This is a genomic window from Thermus caliditerrae (assembly GCF_021462525.1).
In the GTDB taxonomy this organism is placed as follows: domain Bacteria; phylum Deinococcota; class Deinococci; order Deinococcales; family Thermaceae; genus Thermus; species Thermus caliditerrae.
Window position 1 is genome coordinate 1 of sequence record NZ_JAKEDT010000021.1, and the last position, 18,913, is coordinate 18,913.

22 protein-coding genes and 2 tRNA genes are annotated in these 18,913 nt (G+C 67.1%); 17 read left to right on the top strand and 7 right to left on the bottom strand.

Annotated elements, in window-relative coordinates; all coding sequences use genetic code 11:
* The first annotated feature begins 119 nt into the window (after positions 1-119).
* Positions 120-213 (top strand) — tRNA-Ser (locus L1088_RS10240).
* A 12-nt stretch (positions 214-225) separates the two neighbouring features.
* Here L1088_RS10240 and L1088_RS10245 read toward each other — a convergent pair.
* The gene (locus tag L1088_RS10245; protein WP_234554932.1) at positions 226-1,473 is read right to left on the bottom strand and encodes a Gfo/Idh/MocA family protein; all 1,248 of its coding nucleotides are present in this window, start codon (positions 1,471-1,473) and stop codon (positions 226-228) included.
* An 893-nt stretch (positions 1,474-2,366) separates the two neighbouring features.
* Between L1088_RS10245 and L1088_RS10250 the strand changes: the two genes are divergently transcribed.
* The 8 genes from L1088_RS10250 to L1088_RS10285 all read left to right on the top strand — a co-directional run bounded on the left by L1088_RS10250 (position 2,367) and on the right by L1088_RS10285 (position 8,781).
* The gene (locus tag L1088_RS10250; RefSeq protein ID WP_234554934.1) at positions 2,367-2,570 is read left to right on the top strand and encodes a helix-turn-helix domain-containing protein; all 204 of its coding nucleotides are present in this window, start codon (positions 2,367-2,369) and stop codon (positions 2,568-2,570) included.
* A 109-nt stretch (positions 2,571-2,679) separates the two neighbouring features.
* The gene (locus L1088_RS10255; RefSeq protein ID WP_234554937.1) at positions 2,680-3,636 is read left to right on the top strand and encodes a DUF7146 domain-containing protein; all 957 of its coding nucleotides are present in this window, start codon (positions 2,680-2,682) and stop codon (positions 3,634-3,636) included.
* Positions 3,629-5,830 (top strand): hypothetical protein, encoded by a 2,202-nt coding sequence (locus L1088_RS10260; RefSeq protein WP_234554980.1) that lies wholly within the window; start codon positions 3,629-3,631, stop codon positions 5,828-5,830. Before L1088_RS10255 ends, L1088_RS10260 begins: the two co-directional genes overlap by 8 nt.
* On the top strand, positions 5,827-6,432 hold the full coding sequence (locus L1088_RS10265) for a hypothetical protein (protein WP_234554981.1): 606 nt from the start codon (positions 5,827-5,829) through the stop codon (positions 6,430-6,432). Before L1088_RS10260 ends, L1088_RS10265 begins: the two co-directional genes overlap by 4 nt.
* 81 nt (positions 6,433-6,513) lie before the next feature.
* Positions 6,514-6,762 carry a hypothetical protein gene (locus L1088_RS10270; RefSeq protein ID WP_234554939.1) on the top strand — a complete coding sequence of 83 codons (249 nt, stop codon included), beginning with the start codon at positions 6,514-6,516 and terminating at the stop codon, positions 6,760-6,762.
* Positions 6,759-7,250 carry a hypothetical protein gene (locus tag L1088_RS10275; protein ID WP_234554941.1) on the top strand — a complete coding sequence of 164 codons (492 nt, stop codon included), beginning with the start codon at positions 6,759-6,761 and terminating at the stop codon, positions 7,248-7,250. The genes L1088_RS10270 and L1088_RS10275 overlap by 4 nt, the downstream gene beginning before the upstream one ends.
* A gap of 183 nt (positions 7,251-7,433) precedes the next feature.
* Positions 7,434-7,664, top strand: coding sequence for a hypothetical protein (locus tag L1088_RS10280; protein WP_234554943.1), 231 nt, complete (start codon positions 7,434-7,436; stop codon positions 7,662-7,664).
* The gene (locus tag L1088_RS10285) at positions 7,645-8,781 is read left to right on the top strand and encodes a tyrosine-type recombinase/integrase (RefSeq protein ID WP_234554945.1); all 1,137 of its coding nucleotides are present in this window, start codon (positions 7,645-7,647) and stop codon (positions 8,779-8,781) included. Before L1088_RS10280 ends, L1088_RS10285 begins: the two co-directional genes overlap by 20 nt.
* 179 nt (positions 8,782-8,960) lie before the next feature.
* On the opposite strand, the gene L1088_RS10290 is transcribed toward L1088_RS10285, so the two are convergent.
* Positions 8,961-9,035, bottom strand: a tRNA-Ala gene (locus L1088_RS10290).
* 167 nt (positions 9,036-9,202) lie between these two features.
* On the opposite strand from L1088_RS10290, the gene rpsB reads away from it, so the two are divergent.
* The 8 genes from rpsB to L1088_RS10330 all read left to right on the top strand — a co-directional run bounded on the left by rpsB (position 9,203) and on the right by L1088_RS10330 (position 15,557).
* Complete coding sequence (gene rpsB / locus L1088_RS10295; protein WP_038046008.1) at positions 9,203-9,985, top strand: 30S ribosomal protein S2; 783 nt, start codon at positions 9,203-9,205, stop codon at positions 9,983-9,985.
* On the top strand, positions 9,982-10,572 hold the full coding sequence (gene tsf, locus L1088_RS10300) for a translation elongation factor Ts (RefSeq protein WP_135256460.1): 591 nt from the start codon (positions 9,982-9,984) through the stop codon (positions 10,570-10,572). The genes rpsB and tsf overlap by 4 nt, the downstream gene beginning before the upstream one ends.
* Positions 10,573-10,626: 54 nt before the next feature.
* Positions 10,627-11,331: a UMP kinase gene (gene pyrH, locus L1088_RS10305; protein ID WP_038046005.1), complete on the top strand. Its 705-nt coding sequence runs from the start codon at positions 10,627-10,629 to the stop codon at positions 11,329-11,331.
* An 11-nt stretch (positions 11,332-11,342) separates the two neighbouring features.
* Complete coding sequence (gene frr, locus L1088_RS10310) at positions 11,343-11,900, top strand: ribosome recycling factor (protein WP_038046004.1); 558 nt, start codon at positions 11,343-11,345, stop codon at positions 11,898-11,900.
* Positions 11,901-11,983: 83 nt separating this feature from the next.
* On the top strand, positions 11,984-12,820 hold the full coding sequence (locus L1088_RS10315) for a phosphatidate cytidylyltransferase (protein ID WP_038046003.1): 837 nt from the start codon (positions 11,984-11,986) through the stop codon (positions 12,818-12,820).
* Positions 12,817-13,920 carry a 1-deoxy-D-xylulose-5-phosphate reductoisomerase gene (dxr, locus tag L1088_RS10320; protein WP_234554947.1) on the top strand — a complete coding sequence of 368 codons (1,104 nt, stop codon included), beginning with the start codon at positions 12,817-12,819 and terminating at the stop codon, positions 13,918-13,920. The genes L1088_RS10315 and dxr overlap by 4 nt, the downstream gene beginning before the upstream one ends.
* Positions 13,917-14,927, top strand: a complete 1,011-nt coding sequence (locus L1088_RS10325; RefSeq protein ID WP_234554949.1) for a M50 family metallopeptidase — start codon at positions 13,917-13,919, stop codon at positions 14,925-14,927. The genes dxr and L1088_RS10325 overlap by 4 nt, the downstream gene beginning before the upstream one ends.
* Positions 14,928-15,557, top strand: coding sequence for a glycosyltransferase family 2 protein (locus L1088_RS10330; RefSeq protein WP_234554951.1), 630 nt, complete (start codon positions 14,928-14,930; stop codon positions 15,555-15,557). It begins immediately after the preceding gene.
* 1 nt (position 15,558) lies between these two features.
* Here the strand turns inward: L1088_RS10330 and L1088_RS10335 are convergent, their stop codons facing one another.
* The 5 genes from L1088_RS10335 to L1088_RS10355 form a co-directional block, all read right to left on the bottom strand.
* The gene (locus L1088_RS10335) at positions 15,559-16,086 is read right to left on the bottom strand and encodes a hypothetical protein (protein WP_038049378.1); all 528 of its coding nucleotides are present in this window, start codon (positions 16,084-16,086) and stop codon (positions 15,559-15,561) included.
* A 47-nt stretch (positions 16,087-16,133) separates the two neighbouring features.
* Complete coding sequence (proC, locus tag L1088_RS10340) at positions 16,134-16,919, bottom strand: pyrroline-5-carboxylate reductase (RefSeq protein ID WP_234554953.1); 786 nt, start codon at positions 16,917-16,919, stop codon at positions 16,134-16,136.
* A complete protein-coding gene (locus tag L1088_RS10345) occupies positions 16,916-18,115 on the bottom strand; it encodes an RsmB/NOP family class I SAM-dependent RNA methyltransferase (RefSeq protein WP_234554955.1) in 1,200 nt (399 codons plus the stop codon). The genes proC and L1088_RS10345 overlap by 4 nt, the downstream gene beginning before the upstream one ends.
* Complete coding sequence (locus L1088_RS10350; protein WP_014515944.1) at positions 18,112-18,384, bottom strand: stage V sporulation protein S; 273 nt, start codon at positions 18,382-18,384, stop codon at positions 18,112-18,114. The genes L1088_RS10345 and L1088_RS10350 overlap by 4 nt, the downstream gene beginning before the upstream one ends.
* A gap of 91 nt (positions 18,385-18,475) precedes the next feature.
* A complete protein-coding gene (locus tag L1088_RS10355) occupies positions 18,476-18,913 on the bottom strand; it encodes a type II toxin-antitoxin system RatA family toxin (protein ID WP_038045997.1) in 438 nt (145 codons plus the stop codon).

Consider the following 18,913-nt stretch of genomic DNA (forward strand, 5'->3'; position numbering starts at 1 on the left):
TACCAGATACGGGCTGCGCCCGCAAGGGGAGATTTACCACGAAACGGAGATGTGGGTAAAGTCCTGTTTAGCTTACTTGACGATAAAAAGGCGCCTTGTTAAACTCAGGCTTGGCACTTGGAGAGGTGCCCGAGTGGCTGAAGGGACACGACTGGAAATCGTGTAGGCGGGCTTAAACCTGCCTCGCGGGTTCGAATCCCGCCCTCTCCGCCAACCACCCCGGCCTCACGGCCGGGGGCTTTCTACCTCCACCACCCTCCCCTCCCGCCTGGCCTCCTCCGCCAAGAAGGTGAGGCGGTGGGCCAGCACCGCCTCGGCAAAGGGCTCCAGAAGGCCCTCGTCCCCCCTGGCCACCGCCTCCAAAAAAGCCCGGGTCAGCCCCAGGTCCCCGCCCCCATGCCCCGTGCGGATGGAACCCTCCCGCTCCGTCTCCAGGTCCATCACCCGCTCCCCTCGCACAAAGTGGTAGACCCGCAGGTACCGCCCGTCCCCAAAAAGTTCTCCCTCCGTGCCAAAAATGCGCGTCTCCCGAAACCGCATCTGGCTTAGACCCTCCACGTGCAGGCTCGCCGTCTTCCCGTCCTCGTACTCCAGCGCCACCACCTGGTGGTCCGCCACGTCGTTTTGCCCCAGGTACACGCACTCCCCGTAGGGACCCTCCGCCAAAGCCCTATTTAGGTTCTCCCAGGTCACCGGGTAGGCCACCACGTCCAGGGGCCAGCCCCGTTCCCCCCTTTGGTAGGCCTCCAGGTAGATGCGCCGGGCGGAAAAGGGGCAGGCCCGCTCCACCACCTCCGGGCAGAGGAAGCAGCGGTCGGCCGCCCCCTTGGGCTTCCCCTCGGGGCGGAAGTGGTAGAGCCCCCCGAAGGAGGCCACCCGCCGCACCGACCCGGGCAGGACGAAAAGCAGCCAGTCCAGGTCGTGGACGCTCTTGGCCAAGAGGAAGGGACTGGACTCCGCCTCCTTCCGCCAGTTCCCCCGCACGAAGCTGTGGGCGTAGTGCCAGTGGCCCACGGGCTCCAGGTGCTGCACGGAAACGGGCTCCCCGATGGCCCCCTCCCGCAGCAGGCGCTTCAGGGCCTGGGCGTAGGGGGTGTAGCGCAGCACGTGGGCCACGGCCACCATCCTCCCGGTGCGGGCCTTGGCCTCTGCCACCTCCCACACCTCCTGCCAGGTGGGGGCGATGGGCTTTTCCAGGAGGAGGTGGTAGCCCTTTTCCATCAGGGCCACCGCCGCCTCCTTGTGCAGGCGGTCGGGCAGGGCCACCACCGCGGCCTGGGCCAGCTGGGGCTTCTCCAGCGCCTCCCGCCAGTCCCGGAAGGCGTGCTCCACGTGGAAGGCCTGCCGGAAGGCCTCAAGCCGCTCGGGGCGGGGGTCCGCCACCCCCAGGATGCGGGCGCCCAGGGCGTGGGCGTGGCGAGCGTAGGCCAAACCGCGGTTGCCCGCCCCCAGCACCAGGAGGGAAACCGGCATGCTTCCAGTTTAAGCCCCTCCTTCCTGCGAACAGGGGGCATGGGGGTCAAAAGCTTTCCCCCCTCGGTAGCGAGGGGGGAAGCTTTGCAGCCTGGAGCTGGTGGAGCGGAGGGGATTCGAACCCCTGACCTCCCGCTTGCAAGGAAGAGCAAGTAGGGCACCCTGCATGACCCCGCATGAACCGAAAACCCCTTTCCTAAGGGACTTTCTCGGGGGTGCCATAACCCTGGATAACTTCCTATTAGGGGTCAGTTTTGGGGGTCAATGGGGGTCAGCTATGGGGGTCAGAATATTCCAGGAAAGGAATACACTCCAGGGTTGAAGGTTATAGGAGGGTATGCTAAGATAAAGGTGATGCGGTGGATGCCCATCCCCTCCCGCGAGCTCTTTCCAGGGAGCTCAGGGATGGGCTTATTCCCCTCCCCTCTCGCCCAAGCCGTGCGTAGGGGGGTTTACATAGGTACAGACCGGGACTTCCAGCGTTTGGTGAACTTGAGCGGGCTCCTTGTGCCCGCATGCGATATTCCCATTCCTCCTTCATCCCCCTCCCACATCATTAGGGCCCTAGAAGGGCTCTGGGCCACCGCAAGAGTCAAATACACCCCCCACACAATCCTCTATCACCTTGCCGTGGTCCTATACCGGCTCCTCGGCTTGTTGCGTTTGGTGCGGGTAGACTCCCTCCCAACCCCAACCCCTACGCTGGGGATTTTGCCCGAAACGGAGGAAGAGCGCCCTCCTCCCAAACCGCCAGAACCTTTTCTAACAAAGAATGTAATGCCTACCGCCCCTAACGCCATCTGAAACCGGAGGGTCTTCGGCCCAAGGTTTCAGACCCGGCCACGGCCCGCCCCGGCATGGTCGGACGCGTTAGGGGCAAAAAAATGCCAGAGTTGGGTAAGAAACTCGGCTTGAGCGTAAAGGAAGCCGCAAACCTCCTCGGCGTCCATCCGAACACGATTTATCGGCTGGCTTGGCGGAAGGAAATCCGGAGCGTCAAGGTCGGTTCCCGGCTCCTCATCCCCCGCGTGGAGGTGGAGCGGCTGGTGGGAGTGAAGCTGGAGGACACCGACCCCCACCCCGGGGGGCGAGAGTAGGGGAGCACCATGCGCTGGCTACACCTGATTCTAGCCCTCGCGGGGGCCCTCTTGGAGCTCCTGGGGCCGCTATTCGCTATCCCCGTGATGAGGGGTGAGGAGGGCCGCCATGCGTGAGCCCCCTGCCCTCAACGCCATCCTCGAGGCCACCCGGGCCCGGCCCGCGGGGCGGGGGCGCTGGACGGGGCATTGCCCGGCCCACAAGGACCGGACCCCCTCCCTTTCCATCGCCCTGGGCCAGGATGGCCGCGTCCTCCTGCATTGCTTCAGCGGGTGCCCGCCGGAAGCCGTCCTGGACGCCCTGGGGCTGGAATGGAAGGACCTCTTCCCCGACGGGGAGTTTGACCCCTCCCGGGTGCGCCCCGTGCGCTGGGAAGCCCCTCCCCCTACCCCGGACGAGGGAAGGAGGAGGGCCCTGGAGCGGCTTTGGGCGGAAGCGGTGCCCCTTGACTCCCCAAGGGGGGAAGTGGGCCGCCGCTACCTGGAAGCCCGGGGCTTAGACCTCGGGAAGGTCCTCCCCGAGTTGCAAAACCTCCGGCTACACCCTGCCCTGAAGTACCGGGACGGGGAGGAGGTGCTGGGCCCCTTCCCCGCCCTCCTGGCCCGGGTGGAGCACCCCCGCTTTGGCCTGGTAGCCCTGCACCGCACCTACCTGGCCCCGGACGGGAGGGGCAAAGCCCCGGTGCCCTCGCCCAAGAAGCTCACCCGGCCCGTCTTCGAGGGGGCCACCCGGGGGGCCGCCGTCCGGCTCTACCCCCTCGGGGAAAGAAAGGAGCTTGCCCTGGCCGAGGGGATAGAAACCGCCCTGGCCGTGCGTGAAGCCACGGGGCTCCCCACCTGGGCTTGCGTGAGCGCTGTTGGTATGGAGCGGGTGGAACTCCCGAAGGAGGTGAAGCGTGTCCTGATTGCCGCCGACGGGGACACGCCCGGTCTTCGGGCCGCCCGCACCCTGGCAAAACGGCTTCTTGGGAAGGGTCGGGTGCGGGTGTCCCTGGCCGAGTCCCCAGGGGGGCGGGACTGGCTAGACATGCTCTTGAGCGGGAAGGGGGTGGGGGTCCATGTCTGAGCGGGAGAACCCCCTGGCCGGGCTCCTGGAGCCCCAAGAGGTTGACCCCGAAACCCTGGCCCACCTGGAGGGGAAACCCCACCCCCTGGAGGAGCTGGAGTCCCCTGAGCGGGTGGAAGGGCGCCCCCGCTACCGGGTGCACGGGGGGCGGCTGGAAGCCCTGAGGGTGGAGGGCCGCGGGGAAAACCGCACCTTCACCTACTACCCCCTGGGGAACTTCGCCGCCCGCATCGCGCGTGAAGTGGTCCTCGATGATGGGGTGGAACGGGAAACCCTCTTTGAAGTAGTGGGCTACCTGGAAGACGGGGCCCGGCTTCCTCTGGCCCGGGTGCGGGCTACGGAGTTTGCCACGATGGGCTGGCCCATCCGCGAATGGGGGGCCCGGGTCATCCTCCCCCCGGGCCAGGGGGTGAAAGACATCCTCCGGGCCGCCATTCAATCCATCTCGCAGGGGGGGCTCAAGCGGGGCGTGATCTACCGCCATCTGGGATGGACCACGATGGACGGGGTGCCCGTCTACCTGCACGCCGGGGGCGGCATCGGGCCCGAGGGGGCGGTGGGGGGGCTGGAGGTGGAGCCCGGGCGCATCCTGGAGCTCTTCGCCCTCCCCGAGCCCCCCGAGGGGATGGAGGAGGTGCGGGTGTGGAAAGCCCTCCTGGAGGTGTGGCCCCGGCTGGCACCCCCTGAAGTGGTCTGGCCCCTGCTCCTCTACGCCCTGGGGGCTCCCCTGGGCCACGCCCCCTTCGCCCTCTACCTGGCGGGGCCCACGGGGGCCCGAAAGACCTCCCTTGCCCTGGTGGCCCAAAACCTCTTCGCCCCCGGGCTGGACGCCCCGCCCCTGGGTTGGGAAGCCACCGCCAACGCCCTGGAAGGGGCGGCCTTTGCCGCCAAGGATAGCGTCCTTCTGGTCGACGACTATGCCCCCTCCGGGGATGAGCACAAACGCCGGGAGCTGGCCGCCAAAGCGGCCCGGCTCATCCGCAACCAGGGGAACCAAACGGGCCGGGCCCGCATGCGGGCCGATGGTACCCTGGCCCCGGACCGCCCCCCGCGGGGGAGTCTTCTCATCACCGGGGAGGACCTACCCCCCGGGCACTCCATCCGGGCCCGGTCCTTCGTGCTGGAGCTCCCCCGGGGGGCGGTGGACCTGGGAGCCCTCTCGGAAGCCCAAGCCCTGGCCCGGGAGGGCGTGCTGGCCCGGGCCCTGGCCGCCTGGGTGCGCTACCTGGCCGAAGGTCTGGAGGGCTACCGCAAGCGGCTGAGGAGCCAGGTGGAGGAGCTTCGCCCCCACTACCCCTTCCCCCACGGGAGGACCACGGACGCCGCCGCCCGGCTCCATGCCACCCTGGAGCTCCTGGAGGGGTACTGGGCCACCCTGGACCTCGAGGTGGGGCGGGAAGCCGTGCTGGCCGCCCTCAAGGGGGCCGCCGCCCGTCAGGAGGAGTACCAGAAGGACGCTGACCCCGTGGAGCGCTTCCCCTCCCTCCTCCTCTCAGCCCTCGCCGCCGGGCGGGCCCACCTGGAAGACCTCCAGGGGCAAGAGGAAGGGGAGCCCCCGAAAGACCCGCACCTTTGGGGCTGGGAGTGGCAAGCCAACCTGAGCGGCCACCCCGAAGCCGCATCGGGGCGCTGGGTACCCCGTGGGCCCGCCATCGGCTGGGTGCCCGAGAACCCGGAGGTGCGTGGGCTTTACCTGAACCCGGAAGCCACCTACGCCGTCCTCTCGCGGCTGGCCACGGAAAACGGGGAAGGGCTCCCCTCGCCCCGCACCCTATGGAAGCGGCTAGGGGAGCGGGGGGTACTCCACACCGCCCAGGAGGGAGGGGAAACCCGCTACCTGGTCCGGGTGCGGGTAGGGGGGCGGCTCACCCGGGTTGCGCACCTTAGGGGGTCCTATCTCGCAGAAACCGGGAACACCGGGAACAGGGGTCATTTTGCCGATAACGAAGGGAGAAATCTTGTTCCCGGAAACTTTGGTGTTCCCGGAAGACCGGGAACAGACCTCCAGCACGGGGACGCTGTTCCCGGAGAACCGGGAACAGCAAACTTACCGGGAACAGCACAAACGCCCTCCAGGACGGCACAAACCCCTTCTGTTCCCGGTGTTCCCGGAAATCCTGAGCTATACCCCCCTAGGACTCTGCACGGGGCTGAGGGGTGGGGGGAGGTCCCGGACGAGGAGGTGGGGGCATGACCCTGAGCACCCTTGCCCTCTTGCGGGGCCGCACCCTGGCCCGGGAAGGGGAAAAGCTCCTGGTACGCCCCGCCCCCTCCCCCGAGGAGGCCAGGGCCCTGGCCTCCCTCAAGCGCCCCCTCCTCGCCCTCCTTGAGGAGGGGGACCCCCTCCAAGGGGACGACCTCCTCGCCAACCTCCACCTTCTGGCCGCCATCCTGGCCGCCAAGGAGGGCATCCCGCCCCTGACCTGGGCCACCTTCTACTACGAGCCCCGGCCTGAGCCTGAGCGCGTACTGGCCCCTCAGGAAAGCCTCCTCCCTCATTTGCGCTGGAGGGGCCGGAACCTGCCTGAGCCCAGGAGGGTCCACTTGGCCGCCACGGATGGCCGCCTCATCCTGGACCTCAAGGCCCCCTTGGAGGCGTTCTTGCGAACGGAAGGAGAAGCCCTGGAGCTCTTCGCCTGGCCCGAATGGCGCATGCGGGAATACCTATGGGCCGCCGCTAGAGGCCGGGCACCCCAGCAAGCCGCCCTGGAATGGCGCGGCCAGACCTACCGGGGAACCTGGGAGGAGCTCGCCCAGGTAGTGGGGCCCATCCGTAAGGTGAAGCTGGTCATATGAGCCTTGTAATGCCTGTGCTTTTCCAGGAAACCTCCCCCGGGGCAACCCCCCGGGGGGGTCATGACCACAGGGAGGTGAAGAATGCCCTTCCCCGCGAAGAAGGTGAATGACCTAGGCCGCGCGGCAAGCGCCCTGCGTAGGGCGCTGAAGACCGCCGTAGGGCTCCTTGATGACCCTGACCCTCAAACCCGGCTTAGGGCGGTGCACGCCGTAGCCCAGGCCGCTACCGCCTTGGCGCGGGTCCATGAGGCCAGGGAGCTTGAGCAGAGGGTGGCCGAACTTGAGGCCGCCGTGGAAGGCCTCGCTAAGCCGCAAAGGAGGACCGCATGAAGCGCAAGCTGGAGAAACTACGCCAAAGCATCGAGGCCCGCTTCCGCGAGGAATGGGCCCGCCTGTTCGCCCTCGCGGCTGAGGAGGGCGGTGATGACGCCGCCCACGCCCTTCAGGCTTTGAGGGAGAAGCACCCCAAGGCCCTGAGGGCGGATGAGTACGCGGTAGCCCGCCGCCTGGAGCTTGGCCGGGAGTACCTGGCCCTGAGCTTCTGGGCCATGACCTACTGGCCTGGGGAAACCGCCCTCACTTCCCCCTCCCGCATCCCGCTTCCCCCCATGAGCAGGGAGGAGCTTGGCCGCTTGCGTGCGTATCTGGCCGCCGTACCCGCCCAGGCCCCTGAGGAGCAGGCCGTGGTCCTGGCCCTCCAGGGAGTGGTAGCCCTGGCCTTGGCGGCCCACCGCTACCGCGCCGGGGAAAGCCCACGCCCCCGCATCCGGGTCATCTACGAAACCCCGGACGCCCCGCCTGAGGGTGATGCACCATAGGTAGAAAGCGCCGGGGCAAAAACTCGGATTTGGCACGCTATGGTGCGTTATCCACCCCCCAGCGCGGGGCGGATTTCGTCACGCTATGTCCCGCTTCCCCCGGGGGGTCTGTCGTGCGCGAAACCAGTCTTTCGCGAATAAACCATGATTGCCCTCCGTGTTCAGTTCTGGTAAAGTAGGGTTATGCCAAGAGGAGAAAACCTTGCGCGGGTACGCCCCAGGCGGGAGGAACTGGCCGCCCGCTGGGGGCTCGAGCCCTTCCGCCCTGGAGAAGAGGGACGGAGGGTCTACATCCGGGCTCGGGAGGAAGACCTGGCGGCCCTCGAGTCCCTCCCCCCGCGGGTACGGGGGGAAGTGGTGCGGCTGGGGCTATTGGCCCTGCAGGAGGTGCACCATGCCCAAGAAGGGGAGTAAGCCCCGCTATCGGGAGGATGGGCGCTGGGAATATCGGGTTTACCTTCGCGAGGAAGACGGGGGCTATCGCCGGGTTTCGGTTTATGGCAGAACCGCCGAACAAGCCATCCGCAAGGGGCGTGAACTCCAGATTCAGCACGAGCGGGGGCTGGTGCCCAAAAAAGACCCCCGCACCTTCGGGGCGTTTGCTGAGTCGTGGCTAGCCCGCAAGGAAAAGACCCTGGCCCCCAAGACCCTAAACAACTACCGCCGGGAAGTGGGGTATCTTCTCCCGTACCTGGGCCCCAAAAAACTCCAGTCCATCCGGCCCGTGGACATCCGCCAAACCCTCGACGCCCTCGCCGCCCGGGGGATAGGGCCCCGGGGGCTAAGGAAGTCCCTTGCCCACCTTCGGGCCATCTTCCAGGATGCCCTGGCCCTGGAGCTCGTGCACCGGGACCCCACCGCCGCCATCCGGGTAGAAGCACCTACCCGGTCCAAGGTAGGCCGGGCCCTAGAACCCGAGGAGGTGGAAATCCTCCTCCGAGCGTTTGACGGGTGGCCCACCTGGGAAGTGGGCATGGCCCTCCGGCTGTGCTTGGCGCTGGGCTTGCGGGAAGGGGAAGTCCTCGGGCTCAAGTGGGGGGACATCGACTTGGAGCGTGGGGAACTCACTATCCGCCGGGCATGGACGCGTCTTGAGGGCAAGGGCATTCTTACGGAACCCAAGACCCCCGCCGCCCGGAGGACCCTCCCCATCCCCCAGGCTACCCTGGAGCGTTTGCGGGCCCGGTACGCCCAACATTTGGCGGAAGGGGTACGCCCCCAAGAACTCCGGGAGTCCTTTATCTTCACGGGCAAGGACCCCTCCCGGCCCCTGAACCCCCATACCCTCAATCACGCCCTTCGCAAAATCACCGCCCGGCTGGGCATTCCCCACCTACGGGTACACGACTTGCGCCATAGCTACGGCTCCCTCCTCCTCGCGAACGGGGCCCCCCTCGAACTGGTGTCTGAGCGCATGGGGCACGCAAACCCCAGCATCACGCTGAATGTGTACCGCCATCTTCTCGGGCACGAACGCCGGTCATGGGTACTGGACCCTGAAGACCTCTCCCGCCCCCGACCCAAGGCATAGCCCCCTCAGGAGGAGCCCCCACCCTTCCCAGGGTGGGGGTCAGACTTTGGGGGTCAGCCCGGCCCTTTGGGGGTCAGGGGAGTTTCGGGGAGGACCTTCACTTTCCTTTGGGGGTCAAGTTTGGGGGTCAAAAGCTTTCCCCCCTCGCTACCGAGGGGGGAAGCTTTGTGTCCTGGACTTGGTGGAGCGGAGGGGATTCGAACCCCTGACCTCCCGCTTGCAAGGCGGGTGCTCTCCCTCTGAGCTACCGCCCCAAGCCTAGGGGAGTATAGCCCAAAACGGGGGGCTTACGCAAAGGGCCTTCCCCCCCTATAATCGGGAAGGCGTGCCGAGCCAGCCCGCGGGCAGGGGAAGGTCCCGCGGGAAGAAGGCCGGTGCGCCAGCGGAACGCCAAGCCCAACCTTCCCCGAACGGGAGGAATATGCCTGTGAACATCAGCGTCAAGGAGCTTCTGGAGGCAGGGGTCCACTTCGGCCACGAGCGCAAGCGCTGGAACCCCAAGTTTGGCCGCTTCATCTATGCGGAGCGCAACGGCATCCACATCATCGACCTGCAGAAGACCATGGTGGAGCTGGAGCGCACCTTCCGCTTCCTCGAGGATCTGGCCATGCGCGGGGGCACGGTGCTCTTCGTGGGCACCAAGAAGCAGGCCCAGGACATTGTGCGCATGGAGGCCGACCGGGCGGGGATGCCCTACGTGAACCAGCGCTGGCTGGGCGGGATGCTCACCAACTTCAAGACCATCGCCCAGCGGGTGAACCGCTTGGAGGAGCTGGAGAACCTCTTCGCCTCCGAGGCCATCCAGGAGCGCCCCAAGAAGGAGCAGGTGCGGCTCAAGCACGAGCTTGAGCGCTTGCAGAAGTACCTCTCCGGCTTCCGCCGCCTGAAGCGCCTCCCCGACGCCGTCTTCGTGGTGGACCCCACCAAGGAGGCCATCGCCGTGCGGGAGGCCAGGAAGCTCTTCATCCCGGTGGTGGCCCTGGCGGACACCGACTCCGATCCCGAGCTGGTGGATTACATCATCCCTGGCAACGACGACGCCATCCGCTCCATCCAGCTCATCCTCTCCCGGGCCGCCGACCTCATCATCCAGGCCCGGGGCGGTGTGGTGGAGCCCTCCCCCTCCTACGCCCTGGTGGAGGAGGCAGAGCGGCAGGCCCAGGAAACCCCCGCGGACTTGGACGAGGGCGAGGTGGAAGCATGAGCCAGATGGAACTCATCAAGAAGCTGCGCGAGGCCACCGGGGCCGGGATGATGGACGTGAAGAAGGCCCTGGAAGACGCCGGCTGGAACGAGGAGAAGGCCGTCCAGCTCCTAAGGGAGCGGGGAGCCATGAAGGCGGCCAAGAAGGCGGAGCGGGAGGCCCGGGAAGGCATCATCGGCCACTACATCCACCACAACCAGCGGGTAGGGGTGCTGGTGGAGCTTAACTGCGAGACCGACTTCGTGGCCCGCAACGAGGTCTTCCAAAACCTGGCCAAGGACCTGGCCATGCACATCGCCATGATGAACCCCCGCTACGTCTCTGCCGAGGAGATCCCCGCGGAGGAGCTGGAACGGGAGCGGCAGATCTACATCCAGGCCGCCCTGAACGAAGGCAAGCCCCAGCAGATCGCCGAGAAGATCGCCGAAGGCCGCCTGAAGAAGTACCTGGAAGAGGTGGCCCTTTTGGAGCAACCCTTCGTCAAGGACGACAAGGTGAAGGTGAAGGAACTCCTCCAGCAGGCCATCGCCAAGACGGGGGAGAACATCGTGGTGCGGCGCTTCTGCCGCTTTGAGCTGGGGGCGTAAGCCATGTCCGGACCCGGGGCCCTTTCCCAAGGGGGCCCCGGTTTTGCTAAAGCCATGAAGTACAAACGGGTGCTCCTCAAACTCTCCGGTGAGTTCCTCACCTCTAACGGCTTCGGCATAGAGCCCGAGGCCACCAAGGCCCTGGCCCGCGAGATCAAGGCCGCCTACGATACCGGGGTGCAACTGGCCATCGTCATCGGCGCGGGTAACCTCTGGCGGGGGGCGCGGCAGGGGGTGGGCATGGACCGGGCCACCGCCGACTACATCGGCATGCTGGCCACCATCATGAACGCCCTGGCCCTGCAGGATGCCCTGGAAGCCCTGGGCATTCCCACCCGGGTCCAGACCGCCCTCACCATCACCCAGGTGGCCGAGCCCTATATCCGCAGGCGCGCCCTGCGCCACCTGGAGAAGGAGCGCATCGTCATCTTCGGCGGAGGCACCGGGAACCCCTTCTTCTCCACGGACACCGCCGCTGCCCTAAGGGCCTTAGAGGTGGGGGCCGAGGTGGTCCTCATGGCCAAGAACAAGGTTGACGGGGTCTACTCCGACGACCCCCGCAAGAACCCCAATGCGGTGCGCTTTGACGAGCTCACCTACCTGGAGGTCTTGAACCGGGGCCTAGGGGTCATGGACACCACCGCCATCACCCTGTGCATGGAGGCGGGGCTTCCCATCGTGGTCTTTGACATCTTCAAGCCGGGCGCCTTGGTGGGTATTATCCAGGGGGAAAAGGTGGGCACCCTGATCCACGCTTGAAGGAGGTGCGTATGACCTTGAAAGACCTCTACGCGGAAACCCGGGCACACATGCAGAAGAGCCTCGAGGCCCTGGAGCACAACCTCTCGGGCCTGCGCACCGGGCGGGCCAACCCCGCCTTGCTCCTCCACCTCAAGGTGGAGTACTACGGCACCCACGTGCCCCTCTCCCAAATCGCCACCGTCACCGCCCCCGACGCCAGAACCCTGGTAGTGCAGTCCTGGGACCAGAACGCCCTGAAGGCCATTGAAAAGGCCATCCGCGACTCAGACCTGGGCCTGAACCCCAGCAACAAGGGGGACGCCCTCTACATCAACATCCCCCCGCTGACCGAGGAGAGGCGCAAGGAGCTGGTCAAAGCCGCCCGGCACTACGCAGAAGAGGGGCGCATCGCCATCCGCAACGTGCGCCGGGAGGCCCTGGAAAAGCTCAAGAAACTCTCCAAAGACCTCCACCTCTCCGAGGACGACACCAAGCGGGCCGAGGCGGAGATCCAGAAGATCACCGACGAGTTCATCGCCAAGGCGGATAGCCTGGCGGAGAAAAAGGAGCAGGAAATCCTCGGCTAGGGGAGCAGAAAGCGGGTTTGGTCCAGCGTGAGCTTCTCTCCTGAGCCCACTCTGCCGCCCCCTTCCGGCGCCGGAGGTGCGGGGTGAAGGGGGACACCCCTGGGGATCTCCCCGCCCGCGTCGTCTCCGCCGTGGTGGGAGCGGCCCTCCTGCTCTTGGTCCTCTGGGCCGGCCTGCCCCTGGTCCTCCCCACCCTAGCCTTCGTCCTGTGGCTGGGGAGCTTGGAGCTCAAGGACATGCTGGCCCGGCGGGGCATCGGGCTCAACCTGCCCTTCCTCATGGGCGGGGGGCTCCTCCTCTTCCTCTTCTCCCTGCCCCAGCTCTACTGGCACTTCCCCCAGGTGCCCTGGCGAGAGGTGGCCCTGGGGCTTTTCCTGATGGGAAGCTTCAGCTACGAGCTCCTCAAGGGGGCGGACCTCACCCGCTTCGCCTTCACCCTCCTGGCCTTCTTGTACCTGCCCTGGAGCCTGGGGTACGTCCTCCTCCTGCGGGAAACCCCAGACGCCGGGCTTGGCCTTTGGACCCTCTCCCTGCCCATCGTGGCCAGCTTCGCCACCGACATCGGGGCCTACTTCGTGGGGCGGGCCTTTGGCCGGCGCAAGCTCGCCCCGGAGATCTCCCCGGGGAAGACGGTGGAGGGCTCGGTGGGGGGCATTGTGGTGAGCTTCCTGGCCCTGGTGGTCTACACCGGGGTGGTGCGGGAGGTCTTCCCCTTCGGCCTATTGGAGCTTTGGCTCTTCAGCCTCCTCCTCTCCCTGGCGGCGCAGCTTGGGGATCTGGCGGAGTCCATGCTGAAGCGCTACTGTGGGGTGAAGGACTCGGGACGCTTCCTGCCCGGGCACGGGGGTCTTCTGGACCGGATCGACAGCCTCCTCTTCGCCTTCCCCCTCACCTACTTCCTGGTGGTGCTCTTCACATGAAACGCGTGGTGATCCTGGGTTCCACGGGCTCCATCGGACGGCAGGCCCTCGAGGTCTGCCGCTGGCGGGGCTACCGGGTGGTGGGCCTGGCGGCGGGACGGAACCTGGAAACGCTTGCCCAGCAGATCGCCGAGTGGCGCCCCCTCTTGGTGGCCGCAGACAAAAGCCTGCATGGGGAGCTGAAGGCCCGCTTCCCCTGGCTAGCCCTGGGCCGGGCGGAGGAGGTGGCCGCCCTGGAGGCAGAGGTGGCGGTGGCGGCCATCCCCGGCCTGGCGGGGCTCCCCCCCACCCGGGCCGCGGTCCGGACGGGAAAGCGCATCGCCCTGGCCAACAAGGAGGCCATGGTGGCGGCAGGGCCCCTCCTCTGGCAGGAGGCGGAGACCTTCGGAGCAGAGATCCTCCCCGTGGATTCCGAGCACTCCGCCCTCTTCCAAGCCCTCTTGGGGGAGAGGCGGGAGGATGTGGCCGAGCTCATCCTCACCGCCAGCGGGGGGCCTTTCCTCAAGGAACCCGCGGACCTTTCCCAGGTAACCCCAGAGATGGCCCTCAACCACCCCCGCTGGCGGATGGGCCCCAAGGTGACGGTGGACTCCGCCACCCTCTTCAACAAGGGCCTCGAGGTCTTGGAGGCCAAGGAGCTTTTCCGCTTTCCCCTGGAAAGGGTCAAGGTCCTGGTCCACCCCCAGGCCTACGTGCATGGCCTGGTGCGCTTCGTGGATGGAAGCCTCAAGGCCCAGCTCGGCCCCACGGACATGCGCCTCCCCATCCAGTACGCCCTCACCTACCCCGAGCGGGGGGAAACCCCCCTGAAAGACCTCCCCCTCCCCGGGGTGCTGGAGTTTCTGGAGCCAGACTTGGAGCGCTTCCCTGCTTTGGCCGTAGCCTACGAGGCGGGCAGGCGGGGCGGGGTGGCCCAGGTGGCGGTTTCCGCCGCAGACGAGGTGGCGGTGGAGGCCTTCTTGGCGGGGCGCATCCCCTTTCCCCGCATCCCGGAAATCCTGGCCCGGACCCTAGAGCACACCCCTTCCCTTCCCCTAACATGGGAGAACCTCTTCGCCGTGGACGCTTGGGCCCGGGAAGAGGCCAAGAGGTGGGCATGAGCCTTCTTTGGTTTTTGGTCATCATCGGGGTGAGCGTTTTCGTCCACGAGCTGGGCCACTACCTGGCGGCACGGGTCCAAGGGGTGCGGGTCAAGGCCTTCAGCGTGGGCTTCGGTCCCGTGCTCTTCCGCCGCCAAGCCTGGGGCACGGAGTGGCGGCTCTCCGCCATCCCCTTGGGGGGCTACGCCGACATTGAAGGCCTCCTCCCCGAGGAGCGGGGCCGGGGGTACGATGCCCTACCCTCTTTCGGTAAGCTCCTGGTCCTCGTGGCGGGCGTGGTCATGAACGTTCTCCTGGCCTGGGGGCTTCTCGCCTACCTCTTCAGCGCTCAAGGGGTTCCGGAAGCCACGGGGAAAGCCGTTATCCTGGAAGTTCTCCCGGGAAGCGTGGCAGAAGAAACGGGGCTCAAGGCGGGGGACATCCTGGTGGCCGTGGACGGGACGCCCCTCGCCCAGGCCCAAGGGATTGAGCGGGCGAAAAGCCCGGGGGAGCACACCCTCACCGTGCTGCGCCAGGGGCAGGAGCTCACCCTGTCCCTCACCTGGCAAGAGGGCATGGAGCGCCTCGGAGTGGTCTACCAGCCGGACGTGGTCTTCCGCCGGGTGGGCTTCCTCGAGGGCCTGGGCCTGGCGGCAAGCCGCACCCTGGCCTTCGGGCCCCAGATGGTGAAGGCCCTGGTGGGGGGGCTTTTGGGGGTTCTGGCCGGAAATCCGGACAGCGGCGTCATGGGTCCCGTGGGCATCGTGGCGGAAACAGGGCGCGCCGCCCAGGAGGGGCTATTCCGGCTCTTGGAGCTGGCCGCGGCCATCAACCTCTCCCTGGCCCTCTTCAACCTCCTGCCCCTCCCCGCCCTGGACGGGGGACGCATCCTCCTCCTCTTCCTCGCCCGCCTCTTCCGCATCCGGCCCGAGCAGGAAGCCGCCGTCCACTACCTGGGCTTTCTCTTCCTCATCCTCCTGGTCATCCTGGTCACCTTCCAAGACCTACGGAGGCTCCTCGGAGGCTAGATGGAGGCCACGGTCCTCATCCCCGCCTACAACGAGGAGGCCACCATCCGCCAGGTGGTCCAGGTGGCCAAGGGGGCGGGGTTTCCCGTGGTGGTGGCGGACGACGGCTCCCGGGATAGCACGGCGGCAGAGGCGGCAAGGGCCGGGGCGGAGGTGGTGCGCCTTCCGGAAAACCGGGGCAAGGGCGGGGCCATCGCCCAGGGGCTAACCCGGGTGGAAACCCCCTTTGTCCTCCTCCTGGACGCCGACCTGCTGGGGCTGCGCCCCGAACACTTGCTTTCCCTTCTCGCCCCCGTGATAGAGGGAAAAGCAGAAATGACCGTGGGGGTCTTCCAGGGAGGGCGGCTTTCCACCGACCTGGCCATGCGCCTCACCCCCTTCCTCTCGGGGCAGCGGGCCCTGCGCACCCAGGACTTGCGGCAAGTGCCGGGCCTGGAGGGAGCCCGCTACGACCTGGAGCTCCTCCTCACCCGCCACGCCAAGCGCCAGGGGTGGCGGGTGCGCTACCTGCCCCTCCCGGGGGTGAGCCAGGTGATGAAGGAGGAGAAGCGGGGCTTTCTCCCCGGCTTCCTCCACCGCCTGCGCATGTACTGGGAGATCGCCCGCTACTACCTAAGGGCCCTGGTCTGATTCAAGGGAGGCGCAAAAGCTCCACCCAGGTCTCCCCCGCCCGGTAGGCCACCACCCCCAGGCCGGGGACCAGGAAGAGCTCCTTCAGGTCCGTACCCCCCTTCTCGGTGGTGTAGGCCACCCGGACCCGGAAGGCGTTGAAGGCTCCCGCCTTGACCCGTACCCCTTCCAGGCCCTCCACCCGAGCGGACAGGGCCACCCGTTGCCCCCGGAAGCGGGCGCTTCCCCCCCAGGCCGTTCCCAGGTCCAGCCGCTCTGGGTAAAGGAGCAGGGGCGGCTCAAAGGCAAAATACCCCTCAGGCAGGCCCACCCCCAGAAGGTAAAGCCCCTCAGGGGTCTTTTTGAGCCGGTCCTCCCGGAACACCTTGCCCTGCCTCAGGTAGCGCAGGCGGAAGCCCTCCTCCGTGGGCCTAAGCTCCTGCAGGGTACCATCGGAGTAGGCGTAGCGCGCCCCAGCCTGGGGAAAGACCTGACCCAGGGCGAGAAGGAGAAAGGGGAGGAAGGCCCAAAGGCGTAGGTCAAGGGGCAAGATGCGCCGGGACCCTCTCCCCAGGGCAAGCTTGGGACAAGCGGGTTTCACTCCACCTCCCCTAGCTCGTGCCCCCGCCGGGTGGCCGCCTCCACCGCCTCATAGAAGGCGGCCCGGAGGGCGCGGGCCTCGAGGGCGTGGAGGCCGTGGATGGTGGTGCCCCCTGGGCTCGCCACCTCGTCCTTGAGCTGCCCCGGGTGTTTACCCTTTAGAAGCTCCCCCGTGGCCGCCAGGGCCTCCGCCGCCAGGCGCAGGGCCAGAGCCCGGGACATGCCCATCTTCACCCCGGCGTCCGCCAAGGCCTCGGCCACCACCGCCAAATAGGCAGGGGCAGAGGCAGACATGGCGGTAAAGGGGTCAAAGAGGTGCTCGGGGATCTCGTACACGTCCCCCACGGTGGCGAAAAGGGCCCGGGCGAACTCCAGGTCTCCCGCCTCCTTGGCCTCCCTCAGGGCGGTGAGGGCGGTGGAGCTCTCGCCGATGCTGGCGGCCACGTTGGGCATGGCCCGCACCACCCGCCTCGAGTCCAGCCTGCGGGCCAGCACCGCCGTGGACACCCCCGCCATGATGGAGAGGTAGCCCAGTCCCGGGAAGGCCACCTCCGGGGCCAGGTGGGGGAAGTCCCTGGGCTGCACGGCGATGAGAACCCGCTCCGCCTGGGGAAGGTCCTTGGGGCTCAGGGGCCGGATGCCGAAGGCCTCCGCCAGCTCCCGGGTACGCTCGGGGATGCGCCCCACCACCCCCACCTCCTCGGGCCGGAGGAAACCCCGCTCCAACGCCCCTTTGAGGATGCTCTTCCCCATCTTGCCCAAGCCCAGAAACGCCAGCTTCATGCCTTAGAGTCTACCTTCCGCAGGCGCAGGTAATAAAACCCGTCCAAGCCCCCTTCCGGGGCCACGTAAACCCCTAGGCCCTCCCTAAGGACCGGCAAAGGACAGGCGAAGGGCTCGAGGTGGAACTCGGGGTGCCGCTCCAAGAAGGCCCGGGCCACCCCCTCCCCCTCCTCCTCGGTAAGGGTGCAGACCGCATAGACCAGAAGCCCCCCCACCTCCGTGGCCTGGGCCGCCGTCTCCAGAAGCTGGAGCTGAAGCTGGGCCATGGCCTTGGGGTCTTCGGGCGTGAGGCGGTAGCGGAGCTCCGGGTGGGCGCGAAAGGTGCCGGTACCCGTGCAAAGAGCGTCCAGAAGGACCTTACTGGCCCGCTCAGGTAGAGGCTCCCGCAGGTCTTGGGTGCGGTACTCCACCGCGAGGCCAAGCTTTTGCGCCGTCTTCCGCCCCGCCTCCTGCCGCTTGGGGTTCAGGTCGTAGGAGACAACCTCCGCCCCCTTGGCCACCAAATAGAAGGCCTTGAGCCCCGCCCCCCCGCAGAGGTCCAGCACCCTTTCCCCCGCCTTGGGCTCCAAAAGCGTTGCGGCGAAAAGGGAGGCTGGGTTTTGCGGCTGCAGCCCCAAGGCGGAAAAATCGGTCTTGGGGCCTTCCCAGATGTAGCTATCCGGAAGGGGCCCCGGCCTCAGCCCCTCCACGGAGCGGTAGGCGGTGAGGAAGAGGGGGGCAGGCTCGTTGAAGCCCTCAGCGAAGGCTACCTGGCCAAATAAGGCTCGCCAGGCTTCGCAGAGCCAGTCGGGAAGGGAAAGGCGCACGCACTCCGGGGCCTCCCGGGGCTCGAGGCGCCGGAGCACCGCGTTCACCAAACCCGCCAAGCGCGGGTGGGCGCGCTTGGCCTCCTCCACCCAGGGGCTCACCCGGGCGTGATCCGGCTTACCGAGGAGCCATTCCAGGGCTCCCAGGCGCAGGACCCAGCGCACCTCCCTAGGGAGCTTCTCCGGACGCTCTAGAAGAGGCTCCAAAAGGAAGTCCAAAAGCCTCAGGCGGCGCAGGGTGCCGTAGACCAGGTGGGTGGCGTAGGCCTTGTCCCGCTCGGGCCAGGCAAGCCGGTCCAGGACCCGGTCCAGGAGCAGCTGGGCCCTGCCGCCCCGCTCCACCTCCAGGAGCACCCGGACGGCAAGGGCCCTGGGCGTTTCCGGCCTCAAGACTCCAGGGGATGGGCCTTGATGCTGAACTTCAGGGCGGTCCGCTCCTCGTTCTCCAGGTCCAGCTTCACGAAGGCGGGCTTGACCACCAGGTCCAGGTTGTCGGGGGCGATGTACCCCCGGGCGATGGCGATGGCCTTCACCGCCTGGTTCACCGCCTGGGGACCGATGGCCTGCACCTCCACCTCCCCCTTGGTGCGCAAGAGCGCCGCGATGGCGCCGGCCACGGAGTTGGGGCGGGACTTGGAAGAGACGCGCAACGTTTCCACTTTGACCTCCTGAAAACTCTTAGGCCACCCCGTCTTAGGCTAAGATGGGCGGCTTCAGGCCCATGCTAGAGCAAAAGGTTTTCCCTTGCAACTAGGCGGCCAAAACCCGTTCTTCCAGCCCCTTCAGGAGGCTTTCCACGTTCTCCTGCATGAGCTTTTGCACCAGCTTCTGCAAAAGGCCGCCGAAGATAGGGATGGTGAGCTCGTAGGTGAGGGTGAGGATCACCCGGGTGCCTTCCCCTTCCGGTAGGAAGACCCAGGTGCCCTCGTAGCGGTCAAAGTCCCCTTCAGGGGAGAAGAAGCGGTTCCTTAGGCCCTGGTCGTCCCACTCTTCCTCCTCCAGCCAGCGCACCTTCTTGCCCATGGCCACCGCCACCCACTCGCTTCGGGTGCGGTTGCCCTCCTGGGAGAGGACCTTGAGGCTTTCCACCTCCTTGAGGTAGGGCTTGAGCCCTTCCAGGTCCTTGGCCAGGACGTAGACCTTCTCCGGTGAAGCAGGGATGAAGCGCTCGGCGCGCACCTCAGGCAT